Genomic DNA, 21,104 nt, shown 5'->3' on the forward strand with positions numbered 1-21,104 from the left:
GATCTTTATCTTGGTCTTTATCTTGGCCTTGATCTTGACCTTGTCCTTGATCAGGTGACGTATTCTCTAACACAAGAGTAGCTTCGACTTTCATACAACCAGAGTATTGATCTTTATCTTGGTCTTTATCTTGATCCTTATCTTGGTCTTTATCTTGATCCTTGTCGTAATCTTGGTCTTTATCTTGGTCTTTATCGTAGTCTTGATCTTTATCTTGGTCTTTATCTTGGCCTTGATCTTGACCTTGTCCTTGATCAGGATTTACGACAACATTGTATTGATCTTTGTCTTGATCCTTGTCTTGGTCTTTATCTTGATCCTTGTCGTAATCTTGATCCTTGTCTTGGTCTTTATCTTGATCCTTATCCTGGCCTTGATCTTGTCCTTGATTATGACAATTTGATAAAGAGAAGCGGATCGCTTCTTGACGACGAGCTTCTGCGTTTGAAGTTAATAAAGTGATTAAATCAGCTGTGAATGCTGTACGTGTTCTCACGATATTAAGTGCTTTGCGATCCGCAGATGACAATGTCATCACGATTTGCTCGCCCGCATATAAATCCCAAGTACCAGCATCAGTTTCTACAACTCTGTTTACTGTTCCTAATAGATTTGCTTTTTCAGCTAAAGCCGGATGCTTAGCTAAAATCTCAGCTAAAGCCGCTGCCGGAACACCAGCTAACTCGCCACCCGCTGCCAAGTGGTAATCAGACACTTTAGAAATACGTAAAGCATTTCCAGAAGCTGTCATCTCAGATGATGCTGCTTCTACCGGCGCACCCGCTGGCGAAGAACCTCCTGAACCACCACCGCTACAAGCAACCATTGCTACTGCAAGTGTTGATACAGAGAACAATTTAAAGTAACGCGCATAACTCTTATTCATAAAAATCCCTCCATTAGGATAGTTTTGTTTTAAAGGTGTTTGAGCAACATGAGTGCCATAGGTAAAAACAACTGAGTTTGGTGAAAATCTGAAAAAAGGATTTATTTCGTGGCAAAAACGCCGTTTGTTAATTCCCCAACTGGGTAAAATGCCCTAATGCTGCACGGAACCATTCTTTAATATCCATGACCCGAGGAATTTTCCTTGCTTCAATCTGGATATGTATAAAGCGACAAAACTTATATTATTAGCAACGACTTTAGGATTTTCACTTTCTGCACTGGCCGAAACCTACAAAGTCTCACAAAAGATCAATAGCGACCAAAAAACCGAAATCCTGGATATCAGTGAAGTAGATAACTCAAAAGCCCAGGTACTGCGTAAATTACCTTATTATATAGTTGAAGGTCCGCGCATCGATTCTAAAGCCATTGATACCAAGGCCATATATATAGAAGAGATTAAGACCAACTTATCTAAAACCGAACGCGCCTTTCTAAAACAAAAACTGGCCACTGAATCCTCTTTTGATTTCGAATCCCAAAGCGAAGTGCGTGATCTGGTCACCGATGGTCCGGCAGCTAACCGTATTCATTTAACAATTCTTGGTGACGGCTACACCCTGCAAGAAAAAGACAAATTTTTTGCTGATGCTGAACGTATTACCAAGAATCTTTTCGCAACTGACACGTTCTCAAGTTACCTACCCTTGTTTCAGGTGCACGCAGTTTTTACCCCGTCAAAGGTTTCCGGCATCGGCGATGGTGAAGCCATCAATACGGCGTTTGGCTTATACCGTATGCCTAAGGGCTCGAAGCGCGCCATCTACCCAGGTAACGAGCGCGCACTTGAAGCAGCGCTTCGCTTAGTAGCGCGCACCGATTACCCGATTGTAATCGCCAATGATGATTATTACGGCGGTCTTGGCGGTAGATATGCAATTTCAACCCGCTCAGAAAGAAGCGGCATGGTCGTACTTAATCACGAACTTGGCCACAACTTCGGTGAAGTCGGTGAAGAATACGACGGCGGTCAGGTTTACAGCGGCGCCAACTCTACGACTGATCCGAAAGGCTCGGACTGGGCCCACTGGATTAACGACAAAAAAACATACAACGCCAAATTCTTAAGTGGCAATTACGTGTGGCAGAATCTACGCGGAAAACCCTACCGCACTAGCTTTAAAACCAGCGCCAACGAAACATTGGGCTTAGAACTAAGCACAGTTGGCTGGTCTAGCCCCGATGACGTGTATGTTTACGTGAACGGCAAAAAACTGGATTTAGGCGATAGCTACCACAATGACAGAAACTTCTATGTCTTGGATAATCTGGAAACACAACTGGGTAACAACAGTTTAGAGATCAAAGAAAATATCGCCGATGGCGACAACGTGATTGCGACCGCTTTTTTATACGCGTACCCGCAGGGCTTTAATTTCAATAAAGGTGTAACCGCAGCCTTTGCTACCTATTCAGATTACGGGACAAAAAATTACCGTCCGACCCACGACGGCTGTTTAATGCGCAACATGAAGTTAAACCACTTCTGTTCTGTAGACCAAGAAAACATGTGGCATAAATTCTTGGCACGCGTGTCTCTAATCGACGGCATTACAAAAACCTCTGATAAAGTATCCGTACAAACCCCGAATATTTCTGGATTAACTGTTCGCTGGTATACTGCTGATAATTCAGAACTCACGGCCTTACGTGATCAAACTGAAGCTTCAATCCAAGAATTTAAAGGGGCTAAAAATATAAAAGTGTCTGTAGAACTACAGACACCAGAAGTTAGAAAGTATGACAGCAAGTTTAAAGTTACCAAAACAATTCAACTTTAACGCGCAACCTGCTGTTTTTACTGCAATTTAGTATTAGCGCGTACCTTGCGAAATCGAAGAACGGATCGCTGTGTGTAACTGGCTGGTTAAACCCAAACAGTACTTAGTCATTTCTAAGTTACGCACTAACTCCACCTGTGCCGCACGCATTTCCGCATCACCTGAATCTAAAAGGCTTTCAGCTTTTTCGATCAGACGGTTTCTTGCATCCTGCTTACGCGTTAAGATCTCCGGAGCTTTCTTAGCGAATTGGGTCTCAATCACATGGCAGTATTTTAATACCTCAGCCGTTCGGGCATTGGTTTTCTTAATCACCGCTAATTCACCCTGGATTTGACCTTTATTATAGATCGTCTCCATCTCGGTAATGACCTGCTTAAACTGAGCAATGGCTTCAGCTAAGTTCTGTAAATCATTAAATCCTGCAAAGCTTTTAAATGCGAAAAGACCAATAATTGTCATCGCTGTCAGAAACTTCGTCATACGTCCTCCAAATAAATGCGGTTTGAGCACATCTATGTAAGGGTATTTCAATACGCATGCCGCCTTTTTAACCTAACTATCTTTAGTCCAGAATTAACCTTCGCCAGAGTGAAACAGTAGCGTGTGTTTAGTTTGCGTTGCTAACATTTATCTATGCAAAACACCACACGCTTTATCGCGACTTCATTAATCACATTAACAGTTTTTACATCTAAACCTATCCTAAACGCCCACGGTCAAAGCGGTGACCCGCTTGTATTTAAGCCGGTCTTAGCCGATTTAAATCTGCTACGCGCAGCCAATATTCCCGTACTGTATAAAGACGAAGAAACCGGCGTTGGTTATGCCGTTTTAAATTATGCAGCTGAAGGTAAACTTTCTGAACTGGCGCACGCCAACGGCCGTTGCGGAAACTTCGAAGCCTTAGATGAAATGCCACGTGATTTAAGCACTGTGCGCGAACACCTTCAGGCTCTAAACACCTACAATAAAAGAAATCAGGCGCTGTCATTTTCACAACCCCCTGAGATGATGGAACGCCCGGAAATCACCGAAGCATTAAAACAATTAGACGCTAATAACATCCGCAACACGGTTGAGTTTTTATCAGCGTTTCCGACCCGCTATAACCGCAGCTCAAACCCGAATAGCCATATCCAACCGTTCATGGATCGCCTGGCTGAAATCGCCAAACAGGCTAACTATCCAATTCATATCGAAACGATTGACCATAAATCCACACCGCAAAAGTCGATTAAGCTGACTATCCAGGGCTCCACCCGCCCTTCTGAAATTCTGGTATTCGGTGGTCACTTAGATTCGATCAGTGGTTTTATGGGTATGGGCACAAAAGCTCCGGGCGCTGATGATAACGCCTCTGGTTCATCATCTTTAGTAGAAGCATTGCGCGTATTAACATTACAACCACAACCAGAAAGAACGATTGAGTTTTACTGGTATGCCGGCGAAGAGTCTGGCTTATTAGGTTCTGCTGAAATTGCCAAACAAGCTAAAGCCGACAACAAGGATATTATCGCCGTCCTTCAGTTAGACATGACGATGTTTCCAGGTGATGGCGTTTTAAAAGTAGCCAGCATGACTGATTTCACCAGCAGCTGGTTACGCGACTACTTAGTTGCCGCTAACAACACTTATTTTCATGCGACTATCCAAGAGGATAAATGCGGCTATGGCTGTTCAGACCATGCCTCATGGTACCGCCAAGGGTTTCCGACTCTGTTCCCGACCGAGTCTAAATTCTCTTCATCTTTTAAAGATATTCACACACCAAAAGATGTGATTTCGCCGGTCATGAGTTTTGAGCACGCTAAGTTTTTCTCGAAAGTTGCGCTAACTATGGCAATGGACTTAGGAAATTCTGAACAACGTCAGCCGTATTAATCAGCTTTGCTGATTAATACTCTGATTTTGATCTGCCTTTGGCAGACCTTATTCTAAAGGGCCAGCTTGCGCTGGCTTTTTTCATTGCCAAAACTCTGACATTTAACGCGCCCCTTAAAGCTTGATACCGACTTAGATCTGGGTTTGAATAGCTAAGAATCGGCCAATATTTAAGCTTTGAGGGGAGTTAAATATGAAGTCACGACATGCGTTATTCGCATTTAGCCTGATCGCCTTAACTGGTTTTTTAATCTCGTGCGATAAAGGTGACAAACCAAAACCAGATGATAAATTTCAGGTTCGCGAAGCTTCGCTAAATCTGACGTGCGAAGAACGTAAAAACTCCCCCCACAACTTAGACCGCCCGATTGTCATCCAGGTTTCACTTGATGGTTTTCGTGCCGATTACTTGCAAAAAATCAAACCGCCAAATCTAATGAAAATCGCCAAAGAAGGCATTTACTCTTCGGGCATGATTCCTAGCTACCCAACTCATACTTATCCGAATCATTTTACCTTGGTCACCGGCCGCAGACCATCAAATCATGGCATATTAAGTAACGTCTTCTGGGATGAAGCCAGAAACGAAAAATATGATGCCTTTAGTGATTCATCGGCTGATGGTTCGTGGTATCAGGGTGACCCGATCTGGAATGTGGTTGAAAAAAATGGGATGCTCGCACACACCAATCAATGGGTCGGCTCAGAAGTCCACGTTAACAACCAGGATCCCACTTGCTATGCACCCTATTCTTCAAAAGTAACAACCGCCCAACGCTTTAATGTTGTGATCGAATGGTTAAAATTGCCGGCTTCAACTCGCCCACACTATATCAACACCTATGTAGCGATCATCGATTCAGCGGGACACGCCTATGGACCGGATTCAAAAGAAGTACGCGCTGCGGTTTTAGAAGCTGACCGCGAACTAGGAAGACTATGGAATTTTATCCGCCAGTCTGATCTACCGATTAACCTCGTGATCACCTCAGACCACGGCATGCAGGAAAACTTTCAGGATAAAATTATTTTCTTAGGTGACCTGACCAACCTATCAGGCTTTAAATGGAGCGACAAAGGGGCTGCCGTTATGCTTTACCATGACGATGAAAGCCGTATTGCCAAAGCGTACACGGATTTAAAAGCCAGAGAAAAAAACTATAAAGTGTATCTGCGCCACGAAATCCCGGCCGAGTATCACTTAACCAATCCAGACCGCGTCGGTGATATTCTGGTTGTTTCTGAACCCGGACACTATATGACCGACCGCACTTTTAATCCGTCAAAACCCTACCGTGTCGGCGGTGGTTCACACGGCTGGCCAGCCAATACTAAATCTATGCACGCGTTGTTTGTGGCCGCCGGAAGCCATATCGTCAAACGCCGCGCTCAGATTCCTGAGTTTAGCAATATCGACGTATACCCTTTTGTGATGGAAATCTTAGGCATTACGACGAATGTTTCTTTTGACGGATCAGCAGAAACACTTCGCCCTTATATTTTACACGACTAGTAGAATAATAGTTTGTTGATTAACTTTAAGATGTGAAACACTTCCTCGCGGATTTGCTCCACATCTTTATGTTCAACCACGGTCTGCCTGTGGGCAATCGGGTTTCTCACGTCCTGCAGCCACATCAGTTTTTTAGCTAAGGTAATACAACTTGCTTCATCATCAATCACTGAAATCAGCGGTTTATTGAGCACAGCGCTTTTACGGCCGAATAACAGCAACATAACCGCCCAGGCCCGCAAGCCGTCTAAAATTTTAAAATGTTCATTAATAATTTTAGAGGACATTATCCCCTGAGCCACCAGGCCCATTTTATGCACCGGCAACGACTGCACACTGAAATACTTTTCCAGCGATAAAAGTTTTAAAACTTTTTCACCCTGTGGATAGTCCTCATTTAAAGTTAACGAGTGCACCACATTCTGAAATTCATTTAATTTATTTTCCAGTTTCGGAAACAGAATCTTACGCCCTAATTGTTTTTCTAGAACGATATCAATTGCCTTACTGTAACCTAAAACCACACTGGATTTATCGACAAACGCATCGAACAACTCCGGATGTTTAAAAGTTACTTCAGCCGAGCGCAAAGCGGCCTTAGAGGCCTCATCAAAATGTTTATACGACGGAATCACATTTTCGATTTCCTGGTCGATCGCAATAATATCCGCGTCGGTCGGAACCGATTTTGTTTTAGAGAAACTTTTTTGGTGCAAAGCCAGCTGATCTTTAAATTCACGTAACATCGGCAGAGCCTGAAAATCCGGCTCGCGCTGTTCTAACTGGGATACGATCTGGGCCGCGTGCACAGAAAAATAATCAGTGTCGTTTTCAGGGGGCTTAAATGAACGCACGATTTTTTCTGCTACACCGGGCACGGCATAGTTTTCACTGAAGTATTCAAACACCAGACGTTTTGCGCGGTTTCCCGGAAGCGACAACATGGCATCTAAGGCGCGGCCTGAAATTGATTTTGATTTTGAACTTAAAAATACCGCAATCTGATCTGCCAGCGTTTCATCAGCAAAGCTTTTTAAAGCTACAATAACATGAAACTGCACGATGTAGTTCGGGCTTTTTGCAAGTTTTAATAAATACTCTTTGTACGCTACCGGCTTAAACCGGGCGATTAATTTTAAGAACCAGATCTGCGTGCTTTCTGACTTATCCTGGCTGGCTAACTTTAAAAAATCAGACCACTTATTATCTGCAAACGGATTTTCTTTGCCGTTGATCAGGATTTTTAAAACGGCATTAATGTCATCTTCAGCAAAATCCGGGTTTTTGGTAAAGGCCGGAGTATGCGATGCTTCTGTCCAGAAATAACTTTGCGCCTGTGATTCAAAGTACACCAAGCAGCTTTTACGCTGCTCAGGGTGTTTGGCAAAAACGAATTGATTTAGTTTCGGACTTGAATAATTTAACTGGCCAAACATTCGAATCATACGGCCCAGAGCTTTTGGTTTAAGGCTCTTACCATCGATTGTAAATGTCTCCAGAGTTTTTAAGCACTGGTTGTACTGTTTTTCATTCGGTTTAAAAGCCAGCAAGTAATAATAAAAATCATTTAATATCTGAATCTGCTCAGCATCAGATACGTTTTTAAAATCCTCTGATAGAATAAACTTTTTAAGCTCCGGCTCTGGATTTGCCGAATTCAGTAAATGGGCTTTGATGTAGTATTTATTTTTAATATCAGAAAATTTTTCCAGCACCTGAAGCAGATCGGTTTTCGCATGCGCACTGAGACTCAGTAAAAATTCATCCTGGTTTTTCTCATTTACAAGGTGACTAAACTCTTTATACCATGCCACGACTTCTGGAAACTCAATCTTTGCCAGGATCTGAAACAAGATCGGGCTTAGTTCATCTTCAGCGAGCATATCCAGGGCGGCCTTTACATCACTGACCTGAAACGAGTTAAACTCGAGCAACAAGGCCGGATGAAATGTACCTTGGGTAATAAGTTTATTTAAATAGTCTTCAAGCTTCCAGTCTGCACGGAACTGGCACTGACTCTTGGCTGCATTAAAGATCTGGTACTCAAACGAATCGTTTTTAAAATAGGGTTCTAATTCGTTAAAGACTTTAGGGTTCTTTGCTACTTTACCAAGGCTTACCACCGCGCTCAGCGCCACATCACGAAAGTTTTTATTTTTAGCGATTGTGACCAACATCGGAATTGCCGCCTGAGCTTTGAGCTCTCCCAAAGCCAGAACGAGGTTTTTAACAAGCAGCGTCTGTTGTAATTTAAAAGCGCGGTCTAAGTCCTGCAGAAACTCAGGCAATAGCCTGCGATCTGATAACTTACCCAATGCCAGCGCACAGGCCGGCTTTAATGTCTCAGGTGCAAATCTATAAAACTCTGACAGAAATCTCGCAGCCCAGATACTTTTTGTTTCGCCAAGTGCCTGCAACGCTGCTTCGGCCAGCGGAAGATCTTCGGTCTGTTGGGCCTGCGCACATAAAAATTCAAGACAGCGTAAGTCAGGATTTGCAACAATTGATTTTAAAATCTGAAACTTAGTTTCGCGCCAGCCGCACTCATTAAAAATATGAATCAATTCGCGGGTCGAATCAGAATTTTTTTCTAACGCCAGCTGGTTAATTGATTTAAAACGCTCTTCGGTATCAAGTGAATGATAAAGCGAACGTAGCTCTGATAAATAATCATTTTTTTGCGGCTGAGATTTATTAAATTTGATTGCTGTCGACATGCTTTCTTATCGGTAGCAGCATGTATAAATAGCTCTGGCTTATGGTCCAGATTAGCCCGCTTTTACAGGTCCATTGCTGTGTGTTTTAGCAGCGTATCCACCATCGTCTTTAGTCCAGCGATATCTTCCTGGGTAAAACGTTTTAAACTTGGAGAATCAACATCAAGCACACCTAAAACTTTTTCCCCGTTAAGTAACGGAATCACAATTTCTGAGCGTGAAGCTGAATCACAGGCGATATGCCCCGGAAAACTATCCACGTCATCAACTAAGATCGGCTCGCGTTTTTGCGCCGATGTGCCGCAGACACCGCGGCCGAACTGAATTTTCATACAGGCCGGCTTTCCCTGAAACGGGCCTAAGATTAACTCGCCAGACACATTCAGATAGAAACCCACCCAATTAACATCCGGAAGCTGGTCAAACACCAGGGCTGAAAACTGCGACAGATTAGTGAACCAGTGCTTATCCAGATTATGAACCAGTTCGGCGTTCAACTGATTATAAAATTCAGTTTTGTTTTGATAGTTAATTTTTAAGGCAGCGTATGACATATGCAAAAGACTATAGTCTAACTTAAGACGTGATGGCAATTTAATGCTCATAATCTCCCGGTGATTTGGCTTAAAATAAATAAAAACCACAACAAAACGGAGAACGACGTCCATGACAAAAAATGCGATCTTATTTTTAGTTTTGCTAGTGACGACATCTGGATTTACATCAAAAGCAATTGCCGCAGGTTCCGTTATTATCGAACCTGGAATCGGCTATAAAGAAGAAACCTTGAAGTTAACTGATCTTTCAAACGATCTGACTAAATTTTCAATGAAGGGACCGGTAGCAAGCCTAAAAATCGGCGTACAATCAGCTGCCGGCGTGAGCCTGTTATTAGCCGGTGAACAGATCAAAGGCAAAGCCGAAATCGACGGTAACACATTGGAAAAACCTGATTTTTCACACACTGTAGCGGGTTTTCAGGTAGGCGTAAGTGCTATGAACGCCATGAAAATTTACTTAGGCTACTCTCCGCTCAACAAGCTCCAGTTCGAAGATGCAGGCTCGTTTCAGGGGTTTACTTTATCTGGCCACACTTACACGGCAGGTCTGATGTTTTTTCCGTTTCGCTATATAGGCTTAGGCGTCCAGTACAATGTGAACCAATTTAAAGAAGTCGAAGGACCGCAGTACTCAGGCAGCAAAGAAGTTGATGACCACTTTGATAAAATTGATTCAACCGATTTATCATTTACACTTTCAATCATGCTTTAGTAACGACCTAGCAAATAAAGAATAAAAAAACCCAAGGTGAGTCACCTTGGGTTTTTTAGTTTTTCGTTAGTTAGAAAGAGTTAACTACTTACTCAACGTTGCCAGAAACAGCCATGTTAACAGCTTTATCAGCTTGCACTAAACCTTTACCGTATTGGTTCGCATCGTTTGGTCCAAGAGGTAATGCCGTTGCACCTAAGATTGTTCTAATTTGCGCCGGAGTTAATTTTTTATTGGCCGATTTCATTAACGCTACAACACCAGCTACGTGCGGAGTTGCCATTGATGTACCATCAAACATTGCATAGTCAGATGCCGAAGTAGAGATTGCTGCAGATACCGCTTTACCGGCTGTTAAGTCAGCAACTAGTTTTTGACCAACAGTTTGTTCGATCATAACTACGGCTACGTCTAATTCTGAACCGTCTTCAGATAAAGCACCTTGCATCAAACCAGTTGTGTTGTTGTAAACAACTACGCCTGTCGCACCAGCTGCCAAAGCATTTTTAACTTTATCAGCAAAAGCGATCTCGCCGCGGCTGATTAAAGCAAAGCGACCTTTAACATCAATGTTTTTGAAATCTTCTGGTTTACCTAAACCAGCTGCTACTAAAGCGCCGATTTTAGCATTTGGAAATAATTTAGTCCCAGAGAAAGCTGCTGATTTAACAAGTGTTTTAACACCGTCAATATTGATTTCTGTAACTGAATCACGGCCAGTACCTTGTGGCACAGTTGATACAACCGCGGCACCTGGAGCAACGATATCTAATTCCGGACCCCATTGTGAGAAGTTCGTTTTAGCGTTTGAAGAATCAGTTGCACCGACTGCAATTACAGTTGGTAAAGCTGCCGGGAAAGAAACTTTCGGAGTTCCACCGTTACCAGAAGCTGCTACAACCGCGATACCGGCTTTTTCTGCGTTAGCCACGGCCATTTTTTCTGCCGAAGAAGAAGACGGACCACCTAATGACATAGAAATCACATCAACTTTTTGTTCAATACCCCAGTTGATACCTTGAGCAACCGCGATATTCGAACAACCTAAATCACCGCAAACACGGCCCATTAAAATTTTTGCCAACGGAGCAACACCTGTAAAACCCGTTTTTTCGTTGTAAGAAGCTGCGATAGTTCCGGCGCAGTGTGTACCGTGACCCTCTTTATCGATAAAATCTTCTGGGTTTGGACCATCAAAAGATTGGAAAAAGTTACGGCCTTTTTCGAAGTTAGCTTTTAAAGCTGGGTGGTTAGGATCAATACCAGTATCTAATACTAATACACGGGCATTACGACCCGCTTGCGAAGCATCCCATGCCGCTCCTGCATTAACTGTCATGATACCCCATGGAGTATTTACACCTTCATTTAAATGAGGAGTAGATTGTGAATCATCAACAACTACTGCATCTTGGTTCCACGATTTAACTGGTTTAGATAATTTAAAACCATTAATTGGTTTTGGAGATGGTCTGAACATTTCAGCTTCAATAACCGCTACTTCCGGATGGTTTTGTAAAGCGGCAATCGCTTTAGCGTTTGATACTTCTAAAACCTGACCATTCACGTTTTTTAATGCGTCAGCAACAGTAACCGCTGCAACACCTTCAGTTAACATATATTGGTTCATCGCAGCAAAACCTTGTTGGCTCTTATAGATAACAAGATAGCGTTCCTTCGCTGAAGCTACACTGCTTAATGCAACAGTAGCTAACACGCTTACGATTAGTTTCATGCTGATAGTTTTCATAATCCCTCTTTCCTTGGATTGTTTATTTGCTGGACCTTGATCCTGATGAAATTAAGTTGAACCCAATTTGGAACTAGTGGCAAAAATATTTTTTAACAGAAAAATCGCTGAGTTACATAAAAATGAAAAAGTGAAATGACCTGAAATTCACATCGAGTTCCAAACTGGAACCAAAAGCAAAATAAATAGGTTTCATCACGAAAGATAATAGGAAGTGTTAACTGGTATAAACCTTTTTTATGCTTAAGTTTAATTTTTAAGCAAAATTATTTTTAACACGAAGCGTTTTTTCAAACAAAACTTGATTCAAAATACTGCGGACGGACTGAGCAACGCAGTCAAATAAAAGCCTGCGGCAATAATCACGTCAGCGCATTCACTAGTGAATAAATTCAGAATGCAGCTTCTGAATCGCCTTTTCGCCATTAGCAGCATCAACTAGAAAGCAGAAGTTATGTTTACTTGCACCTAAGCAGATCATGCGTACGTTGATATCTTCAATTGCCGAGAAGATTTTTTTCGCCAGGCCGGCGGTGTGATTGATGTTGTTACCGATTAATGAAACCAGACTGTAGCCGTTTTCGATCTGCACTTCCGCAAATTGCTGAAGGTCCAAGACCAACTGCGATTGCGATTTGATTTCGCCATCAATAGTTACCGACACCGAAATCTCAGACGTCGTGATCGCATCGATTGAAACTTTATGATCATTGAAGACTTTAAAGATTTTAAATAAAAAACCATGAGTTTGTAACATCTCAGGCGTAGAAAGTGTTACCAGCGTTTGGTTTTTACGAAGCGCTAAAGCACGCATGAGCGGTGCCGCAGTCACTTCTTTTTTCACCCAAGTTCCTTTTTTTGCAGGGTCAAAACTAGAACCAACAAAGACCGGAATATTCTTACGCATGGCCGGCTCTACGGTAGCCGGATGCAGAACCTTGGCTCCAAAGATGGCCATCTCCGACGCCTCTTTAAAAGAAATCTCGTCAATAAATTTTGCTTCTTTACAGATGCGCGGATCGGTCGTCGCAATTCCCGTCACATCGGTCCAGATTTCTAATGTTGATGCATTTAACCCTTCAGCAAAAAGAGCCGCCGAATAATCGCTGCCACCGCGACCAAGAGTTGTCGAATTGCCGTTAAGGCTTCGGCCAATATAACCTTGAGTGACAATAACATACTTATCCTGGGAGTACTTTTTCAAAATCTCTGTCTGCGCCAGCTCGGCAATTCTTGGAATTTGCGGGCGCGCCGATCCGAACTGATCATCAGTAGCTATCACATCCCGGGCATCAAAAAGTACGATTTCTTTTTTTACCCCGGCTTTAGCCAGCTGGGTTTTCATCGCCTGGGCGAATAACACCGAGGATGTTCTCTCTCCTAAACTTAATAGAATATCTAAAGCGCGCGGCGAACAGTCTTTTAATAATTGCATACCTTTGGCAATTGACAGCATTTCTTCGAATAATTGAACCAGCGGAGCGTGATCTTGTGGAAGCCCTAAGTCTTTTGCAATTGCCTGGTGTTTAGCGATGAGTTCACCGGCAAGTTTTTGCACCTGTGTAGCATCACCTTTTTCGGCAGTCTGTCCTAGAGCGATCAACTGGTTAGTAGTGCCTGATGTTGCCGACACACAAACAACATAGGATTGTTGCTGAACCGAAATTTCCGCAGAACGTAGCATACACTCTGCATTTCCCATTGATGTGCCACCGAATTTTGAAACGACTAAAGACATAAAAAGACTCCGTGTAAGTTGTACGGCATTAAGGGTAGTAAAAATTAAATTTCGTGTCTATCCCAAAATGAGACAACTGCTAAATCTCTGACAGCTGTCTTGCCGAATTACAGCCCTGTCCTATTTTGATCATGCCATAACCAGCTAATCCACCATAAGCCGGAACATACTTAGCACTTCTATTCCCTGAATCATCCACGATTCGGGGAGTAAACAATGACACAGGGTTTTAAAATGGGCTTATTAATCGGTCTGGTTCAGCTTACCTTTGCCACATCGGCAGATGCCTACAATGTCATTGATCTCACCGTTAACGACTACGACCATGCAAATTATAAAGTGAAAGCTGAAAAGTATATGTTCTCAGGCGCGCAAGTAAAATTAAACCGCGAAACCAGCATTTATGCCGAACAAATGGAAACGCGCGGCCAGGGTTCGCTTGGCTACCGCCGCAAAAATTTCGGTTTGAAATTGCAACAGCCTATCGAATTAGGCCGTGTAGAAGCGAACAAAATTAATCTGTTAAGCATGTCAGCCGATGCCGGCTACATCTCTACCCGCCTTGGTTTAATGAGCGCCGAAGCATTGAGTATCGGCATGGGAATTCCTTCTGAATATGCCGAGGTCAGAATTAATGGTAAATCAAATGGTCTGTATGCAGTGGTGCAAAAGCCGAAAGACATCATGTCAGCTGAGAGCCCTTACGTGGTACGTCGCGGTTACAGATCCAAATTTATCCACGAAGAAGCTGAAATTGATCAAAACCTGAATCAGGCTGAAATTAACCGCATCAAGGCCGTGGCCGATTCGATTTATACCGACGTTGCCACAAAAAAAGACGCCGCACTATTTAAAAGTCTGCACAGCAAGATGGATATCGAAGGATATATGCGCTGGATGGCAATGAATTCCCTCTATACTAATGGTGATTTTCCCGATGAGATCTTTTTTTATGTCGATGGCGATTTATACAAAGAAGGCATCATCTACTTCAGAGTCCTGCCTTGGGATTTCGATGATCTTTTTAAACCGATGCATAAGGTGCCGGTCAATGCCACCGAAGCCGCAAATCCGGAAAATATTGATTCTGTTCTATACAGCTATGAAGACCGTTTAGACCGCGCCTTCGCCCCGCGCAATGCGTACATGTACAACCAGCTAAAATTAGTAACCTTTGATGTGATCGCCAACCGCTTAACCCAGACTGTTACTGACCAGCTTCTGATGCGACTTCACACTGAGATTTCTCAGTACTTAAATAACCAGGAAATTCTGCAGATGGGGGCCCAGGACGTGTCTCGTCGAAATGTTCCATACACCAGATCAGAAATCCAAAACATTTTTTTAAAACGTAAAAAACAGATCGATGAGCGCAGAGCTTATTTAATGGAAAAGGTTAAATAATATGAAAAAACTAATCTTAACAACGCTATTAGTAACAACCGGCTTAACTGCCAACGCTTCATCAAAATACTGCATCGACGACGGCAAGCAGGATGGTAATGACTACCTGGCTCTGGTCAGCAAAGAAGAAAGCCACAAATTAAAACGCTCTTACATCCCGACTGATTTGGTCGCAGTACCAAAAGAGCTGATCTGGAACAAATCCGGATCAGGCGAAAAACTGCGTAAAGAAGTCTTAGAAGCATTTATGGCCTTGACGACCGCAGCAAAATCCCTTGGCGTAACCTTAAAGATCTACTCTGGTTTTAGGAGTTTTGATTCACAATGTTCGACCTACGCAAGCAAATTTGCAAAGTTTAAAGATAAATTTAAAACCGAAGAAGAGTTAACCAAATACGTACAAAGTATCAGTGCTGTTCCGGGGCGCAGCGAACACCAATTAGGCTCTACTTTGGATCTGGTCTACCCAAGTCTTGGACCGACGCTATCTTACCCAGATATCAAAGAGCGCTGTCCGCAAAATAAGTGTACGGAATACGAGTGGCTATTAAACAACGCCCAAAACTACGGTTTTGCCATGAGTTTTCCGCGTTATTATAAAGATTTAAAAAAAGAATCAAATCCGATCACCGGATACATTTTTGAACCATGGCACTGGCGTTATGTTGGTGTCGATGCTGCGACTGAAATTTACAAAATTTCTCAGGATATCGGCCGCCGTTTGTCGGTGATCGAATACGGCAAATACAAAAAGGGTTTATTAACTTACGAAAATTTACAAAATCCTGAAGCTAACGTAGCTAACCGTACACCACAATCTTACACCCAGGAACTAGTGATCGGCATGGGCGGCGATGTGAGTCTTTCACGACCGGGTTCGGACAAACTGCCATCGAATGGAAGTTCATTCAATTCATTCATGACGTGGGAGCAAATGACCAAAGATCTAAAAACCATGACCGCGGGAAATGATTTAAACTTCATGAACCTTGAAAGTGTTGTTTCAAGTAAGACCAACGCTGAAATGCCGGTTATCGAAGGTAAAAAATGGCCACAAAAAAGTCATCCGGCCGGCGTTGAATATCTGGTTAATCAGGTCGGATTTAACATGATCTCTTCAGCCAACAACCATGCTTACGACTACGACCAACTCGGAATTGACGAAACGGTAGCTAATTTAAAAGATATCCAGTCGCGTGCCAGTCGCCAAATTTACTTATCTGGTCTTGGCCGCATTGATGAAACGATCAATCCGGTGATAATCGAGAAAAACGGCTTACGCATCGCCTATGTGGCCATCGGCATGAAGGGTGACGACCGCCCTCACTGGGAAACATCTTGGCAGCCAACGGCAACCAGCAATGGTATGTTATCAGTGCGCCTGTGCGCGAGCGGTAAAGTCGAAAAAGCGATGATTCCGTGCCCTGAATACGCTGATTTAAAACTTATCTTAGAAAACCTTAAAAATACACCGGCCGATCTTCGCATCGTCTCGATCCATGAAGGTATGGAACTGTCTGTCTACACGAAAAACGGATCACAACCTGATAACGACACCCTGGAAACCGAAGACGGAAAACAGCGCCAGCGCTCAGAAAACAGAAACATCGAAGCCAAAATGGCGTTAATTAAAAGTTACGCTATTGATTTAGTGATCGGCCACCACACACATAACGTACGTCCGATTGAATTTAACCAGAAGTCTTTTGTCGCCTACAGTTTAGGTAACCTATTATTCTTAGGCGGCAAAAACTACAGCTCAAAAAAGTTTCCGCTCTGGAACCGCTTTGGCTTATTTGTTAAAAATTACTACTCTTTTTCAAACGGACATCTACTCCTTGCGGCTTCTCAGATTATCCCGACGAAAGACAGCCACATCAGCCCGACATACTGGGATACGGCTTCGGCAAATCAATATGTGGCGTTTTTAAATGCTGCGAGCAAAAAATCTCTGGGTGAAAATGCAGTTGAATACCGTACTCTTAATGACGGCACCGCCGTGTACTGCGTACCGGGCGTGATTAAAGGCGAACGTGCGGCTAAAATCTGCCCGGGCCAATAGGCCTATTACTTTTTGGCAAAAGCGGCTCGTAAGGTTTTTTCAAACACATACGAGTCGTAGGTTTTACCTTCTAAATGCACTTCGGCAACAATTTTATAGCCCCGGCGTTTATACCAATCCACTAAGTGGGTTGCTGGTTGCGCCGTATTCAGCTGAATAACTTCATATTTTTCATCATTAGCTAACTGTTCACAGAAATCCATTATTATAGAACCAAGACCCGTACCTTTAAGCTTTGGCGAAATCGCAAATTGCTCTAAGTAGGCTGACCTTTTTCCTGTAAATTCATTTCTTTCATAAAATAAAATCGTACCGACAATTTCTGTTCCCGATAGCAACACAAAAGTTCGGCCTTTAGCCATGCGTTTGCGCGTTTCACCTTCATCTTGATAGGTCGCTGTATAGTTTAACCCTTTATCTGCATGTTCTTTATAAGCTGCATTTAAGAGCGAACGTATCTGCGGCACATCGCCTTCTAAAGCTAAACGAAAAATATAGTGTTGATTATTATGATTAATATTAAAGTTCATTTAAAAAGAATATCCTACCTGTAATTTTAAAAGTGAAATTCGCGGTAACCAGGCAATGAGTTTTACCGCTGTATCAACGGTATCCTTGGCACTGCTGTCATTGCTAAAATCTTCGAATTTATTATTTTTGCGGGTAATAAAAACCGGCTGCGCCAACGAAGCCCAGTCTATCCCAACCATCCAGCGGTTGGAAAAAATCCAGCGGTTACCGATACCAACAGTAAAACCTAGGGTTTCTACGCGCAGCAAATCCACATCTAGGGCCGAAGAGCTCACCGACGATAAATATTTATTTCCGATATTAACTTTAAACTTATGGTAACTTACACCGTAACTAAAATTAAATGTTTCGGTACCAAGAAAATTTCTCTGAATCACAGAAAAACGTTCATCAGTCATCTCACCAATATCTTCGACAACGAACGGAACCGAAACACTGCTTTTTAAATATTCGGCTTCCCAGATTTTGTCTGCATCCCGGGCCCATCCAGCAGTAATTCCCCATTTGCTTGGCAAAACCAAATCCAGCCAAGAGTAATCCAGCATCGCATAAAACTGTGAATTTTCGCGTAACTGACGTGAATGACTAAGCTCTTCAGCAAAAGCTGTAAAAGAAGAAAAAGAAATAACTGCGAGGATCAGTTTGAACATAGCTTAAGTGTTCTAACACTTAAGCTATCAAATAGCTAGCGCAGACCCTCTTCGGACCAACTGGTCAGCAAACTAAACAGACTGTAGCGCGACGGTTGGTCGCAGATAACGATATAGCTGGGTTCTAAAGCTTCAATGACCGGCTTTGGCGCATCACACATCAGACGGTCACCGGCATTTAACACATAATCACGTTCGTCGCCGGCAAAGGTAATCCATACCTTGCCGCTACCTACAGACACCGTAGCTGTGGCACTGACTTCAGCCAATTCACCTTTTTTAAGAAAGATTTGTTTTTTAGTAGTGAGATCCATACAGCTAGTATAAGATAAATCAGTAATGAGTACAGATGCACCTAACTTGAATTGTAACCAGTACAGTTTCATGCCTCGGGCAGAAAGGTTTATATGTCGCGCTCACCAATTTTACGCAAATCCGATGTCTCACTTTATAACCAGGTCGAAGGACTAATCAAAGACTGGATTAATGACGGGACTTTACTTGCCGGAAGCCGTATCCCCTCTGTGCGCGCGATGAGTAAAAAGCTCAGTGTAAGTATCTCAACCGTTAACCAAGCCTACGCACTGCTTGAAGCCCAGGGGCATATCGAGGCTAAACCGCAGTCTGGTTACTTCGTTAAACGCCTGACCTTAACCAATACGCCAGTTTTTAAATCAAAGGCATTACCGACCCCACGTTTTATCAAAGACAGCTCGAGAAACCTGGATATCATTCATTCATGCAGTAATGAAAATTTAGTGCCGTTAGGTGGTGCGGTTATTCATACCTCACTGTTACCGGCCATGAGTCTACAAAAATCGCTACTGAAAGTGATGCGCCAGCACCCGCTCAAGGCCATGCGCTACGCCCCGCTCGGCGGACTTCCCGAATTACAGAAAGAAATCGCCAAACGCACCTTTGACGCTGGTTTTGTAACCGAACCGGATCAGGTGATCGTAACTAACGGCTGCACTGAGGCTTTAAACCTGGCTTTAAAATCCTGCACCAGTCCAGGTGATATCGTAGCGGTCGAGAGTCCGACATTTCACGGTATTTTACGCCTGATCGAAGACCAGGGGCTAAAACTTTTAGAACTGCCGGCAACTTCTGATAAAGGCATTGATTTAGAGGCGTTTGCAGATAAAGCCTCTAAATTTAAGATTAAAGCCGCACTCGTAACCCCGAACTTCTTAAATCCAATCGGAAGTTTAATGAGCGACGAAGATAAAGAACGATTTGTTCAGCTTTGTTATAAGTTTAATATCACCATTATTGAAGATGATATCTACGGTGAGCTGTATTTTACCACAACGCGCCCGTTAACCCTTAAGTCATTTGACAAACTCGATAGAAACTACCTGTGCTCTTCGTTCTCTAAAACCCTATCGGCCGGCTACCGTATCGGCTGGGTAATCCCTCCGGCAAGCGAGAAAGAAAAACTTCTTCTTTACAAATCAACCAATACGGCCAGCACCAATGGTGCACTTCAGATGGCAGTGGCCGACCACTTAGCAAATCATTCCTATGAACGGCACCTGCGTAAACTGCGCCAGACAATTGAAAAAAACTTGGCACTGATCACGTCCACGATACAGAAACACTTTCCTCAGGATATCAAAATTACCCACCCCAAAGGCGGTTGCCTGATCTGGATTGAATTTTCACCGGGCACCAATACACTTGAACTTTTTGAAAAAGCTCTCAAAAAAAATATCAGCGTTGTGCCCGGCTGTGCTTTTTCGACCACCGGCAAGTACATGAACTGTTTGCGCATCAATGCCGGCGTCGCCTGGAGCAGTGAAATTGAAAAAGCGCTGATTGAAATCGGATCGTTAGCAAAAACCTGTTGACGACTAAATAAAAAGCCGACTAGCTTAAACAAACTCTGTCCGCGCCACAAGAAAAAAATGCATCGACACACACCCGATGACCAGCGCGCTTACACAACGAAAGTGCTGCAAACATCCTGTCTAAATTAATGGCATATCAGTGCCAGAAATGCTCGTTTACCCTAAAAAACAAATTGCAGTTTCAAAACATTGGAAGTCTACTTTTGTTTATGCAACAGGAAGCCTATTTACAAATTCTGCAACGTGAGTTCGACAAAAAAAAAGAAAAAAATCCGCGCTACTCGCTGCGGGTGTTTGCCCGTCATTTAGATATTGATCATTCAACTTTGTCACAGATATTTTCTAAAAAACGCGGTATCTCTGAAAATCTAGCTAAAAAAATGGTGGGAAATATGACTCTTACCCACCACGAAAAACAAAAATTTCTTACAAGTGTTGAAACCTGTTTTGCCCGGGCTAAAAAGAAAAAGGCAGCTGCCGCAGAAAAAATGACAAAGATTTCCAGATATGCTGACGCCGTGGTTCTCCACCACGACCCGGCGAATTCCATTACCCACTGGACTCATGTCGTTGTCTACGAATTGGTCGCGAATCAAAGAATTAACTCAGCAGCGCTGCTTGCACAAAAGTTAAATCTACCGATAGAACAGATTAACGGCATCATCAGACAACTTTGCGATCTTAATATCTTTACATTAAGCAGTGACGGCGTTATCTCCACAACCGCGTCGGCAATTCACACCTTAAATGACATTCCGGCAGAAGCTATTGTAAAGTACCACGCATCTGTTGCCGAAAAAGCGGCGCAGGCAGTAAAATCACAGCCGATTTTAGAGCGGGAATTCCAGAATCTGGTAATTTCATTCTCCAAAGACCAAATGCCCGGCGCAAAACAAATGATCCGTGATTTTATCAGTGAATTCAGCGCCAAATACTACACTGAACAAAAAGACACTGAAGTGTTTTCGTTAGCGATAAATTTTTTCAGCCTAGAAAGACCATAA

Annotated in this window: 16 protein-coding genes and 1 pseudogene; 8 read left to right on the top strand and 9 right to left on the bottom strand. The window is 43.0% G+C overall.

The window, feature by feature from the left end; genetic code table 11:
- A pseudogene (locus AC04MM_RS14490) lies at positions 1-886 on the bottom strand (hypothetical protein); the annotation flags it as partial.
- Between the two features lie 220 nt (positions 887-1,106).
- On the opposite strand from AC04MM_RS14490, the gene AC04MM_RS14495 reads away from it, so the two are divergent.
- Positions 1,107-2,729, top strand: a complete 1,623-nt coding sequence (locus AC04MM_RS14495) for a M64 family metallopeptidase (RefSeq protein WP_475381099.1) — start codon at positions 1,107-1,109, stop codon at positions 2,727-2,729.
- Between the two features lie 33 nt (positions 2,730-2,762).
- On the opposite strand, the gene AC04MM_RS14500 is transcribed toward AC04MM_RS14495, so the two are convergent.
- Positions 2,763-3,212 (bottom strand): hypothetical protein, encoded by a 450-nt coding sequence (locus tag AC04MM_RS14500; protein WP_475381100.1) that lies wholly within the window; start codon positions 3,210-3,212, stop codon positions 2,763-2,765.
- A gap of 153 nt (positions 3,213-3,365) precedes the next feature.
- Between AC04MM_RS14500 and AC04MM_RS14505 the strand changes: the two genes are divergently transcribed.
- Positions 3,366-4,613, top strand: coding sequence for a M20/M25/M40 family metallo-hydrolase (locus AC04MM_RS14505; RefSeq protein ID WP_475381101.1), 1,248 nt, complete (start codon positions 3,366-3,368; stop codon positions 4,611-4,613).
- A 193-nt stretch (positions 4,614-4,806) separates the two neighbouring features.
- Positions 4,807-6,126 (top strand): alkaline phosphatase family protein, encoded by a 1,320-nt coding sequence (locus tag AC04MM_RS14510; RefSeq protein WP_475381102.1) that lies wholly within the window; start codon positions 4,807-4,809, stop codon positions 6,124-6,126.
- On the opposite strand, the gene AC04MM_RS14515 is transcribed toward AC04MM_RS14510, so the two are convergent.
- Positions 6,123-8,843: a HEAT repeat domain-containing protein gene (locus AC04MM_RS14515; RefSeq protein ID WP_475381103.1), complete on the bottom strand. Its 2,721-nt coding sequence runs from the start codon at positions 8,841-8,843 to the stop codon at positions 6,123-6,125. The two genes, AC04MM_RS14510 and AC04MM_RS14515, sit on opposite strands and share 4 nt — an antisense overlap.
- A 62-nt stretch (positions 8,844-8,905) precedes the next feature.
- The gene (locus AC04MM_RS14520; protein WP_475381104.1) at positions 8,906-9,397 is read right to left on the bottom strand and encodes a GAF domain-containing protein; all 492 of its coding nucleotides are present in this window, start codon (positions 9,395-9,397) and stop codon (positions 8,906-8,908) included.
- 112 nt (positions 9,398-9,509) lie between these two features.
- Between AC04MM_RS14520 and AC04MM_RS14525 the strand changes: the two genes are divergently transcribed.
- Positions 9,510-10,115 carry a hypothetical protein gene (locus AC04MM_RS14525; RefSeq protein ID WP_475381105.1) on the top strand — a complete coding sequence of 202 codons (606 nt, stop codon included), beginning with the start codon at positions 9,510-9,512 and terminating at the stop codon, positions 10,113-10,115.
- A gap of 88 nt (positions 10,116-10,203) precedes the next feature.
- Here the strand turns inward: AC04MM_RS14525 and AC04MM_RS14530 are convergent, their stop codons facing one another.
- Both AC04MM_RS14530 and lysC read right to left on the bottom strand, forming a co-directional pair.
- Positions 10,204-11,865, bottom strand: coding sequence for a S8 family serine peptidase (locus AC04MM_RS14530; protein ID WP_475381106.1), 1,662 nt, complete (start codon positions 11,863-11,865; stop codon positions 10,204-10,206).
- Positions 11,866-12,244: 379 nt separating this feature from the next.
- Positions 12,245-13,603: a lysine-sensitive aspartokinase 3 gene (lysC, locus tag AC04MM_RS14535; RefSeq protein WP_475381107.1), complete on the bottom strand. Its 1,359-nt coding sequence runs from the start codon at positions 13,601-13,603 to the stop codon at positions 12,245-12,247.
- 216 nt (positions 13,604-13,819) lie between these two features.
- On the opposite strand from lysC, the gene AC04MM_RS14540 reads away from it, so the two are divergent.
- The gene (locus AC04MM_RS14540) at positions 13,820-15,007 is read left to right on the top strand and encodes a CotH kinase family protein (RefSeq protein WP_475381108.1); all 1,188 of its coding nucleotides are present in this window, start codon (positions 13,820-13,822) and stop codon (positions 15,005-15,007) included.
- A gap of 1 nt (position 15,008) precedes the next feature.
- The gene (locus AC04MM_RS14545) at positions 15,009-17,069 is read left to right on the top strand and encodes a CapA family protein (protein WP_475381109.1); all 2,061 of its coding nucleotides are present in this window, start codon (positions 15,009-15,011) and stop codon (positions 17,067-17,069) included.
- A gap of 5 nt (positions 17,070-17,074) precedes the next feature.
- On the opposite strand, the gene AC04MM_RS14550 is transcribed toward AC04MM_RS14545, so the two are convergent.
- From AC04MM_RS14550 to AC04MM_RS14560, 3 genes are read right to left on the bottom strand one after another with little or no spacing between them, the layout of a single operon-like run.
- Complete coding sequence (locus tag AC04MM_RS14550) at positions 17,075-17,599, bottom strand: GNAT family N-acetyltransferase (protein WP_475381110.1); 525 nt, start codon at positions 17,597-17,599, stop codon at positions 17,075-17,077.
- Complete coding sequence (locus AC04MM_RS14555) at positions 17,600-18,250, bottom strand: hypothetical protein (protein WP_475381111.1); 651 nt, start codon at positions 18,248-18,250, stop codon at positions 17,600-17,602.
- A gap of 35 nt (positions 18,251-18,285) precedes the next feature.
- Positions 18,286-18,564: a DUF2917 domain-containing protein gene (locus AC04MM_RS14560; protein WP_475381112.1), complete on the bottom strand. Its 279-nt coding sequence runs from the start codon at positions 18,562-18,564 to the stop codon at positions 18,286-18,288.
- Between the two features lie 93 nt (positions 18,565-18,657).
- On the opposite strand from AC04MM_RS14560, the gene AC04MM_RS14565 reads away from it, so the two are divergent.
- Both AC04MM_RS14565 and AC04MM_RS14570 read left to right on the top strand, forming a co-directional pair.
- Positions 18,658-20,100 carry an aminotransferase-like domain-containing protein gene (locus tag AC04MM_RS14565; protein WP_475381113.1) on the top strand — a complete coding sequence of 481 codons (1,443 nt, stop codon included), beginning with the start codon at positions 18,658-18,660 and terminating at the stop codon, positions 20,098-20,100.
- 209 nt (positions 20,101-20,309) lie between these two features.
- Positions 20,310-21,104: a TIGR02147 family protein gene (locus tag AC04MM_RS14570; RefSeq protein ID WP_475381124.1), complete on the top strand. Its 795-nt coding sequence runs from the start codon at positions 20,310-20,312 to the stop codon at positions 21,102-21,104.

The organism is Bdellovibrio sp. SBM16 (assembly GCF_056175625.1).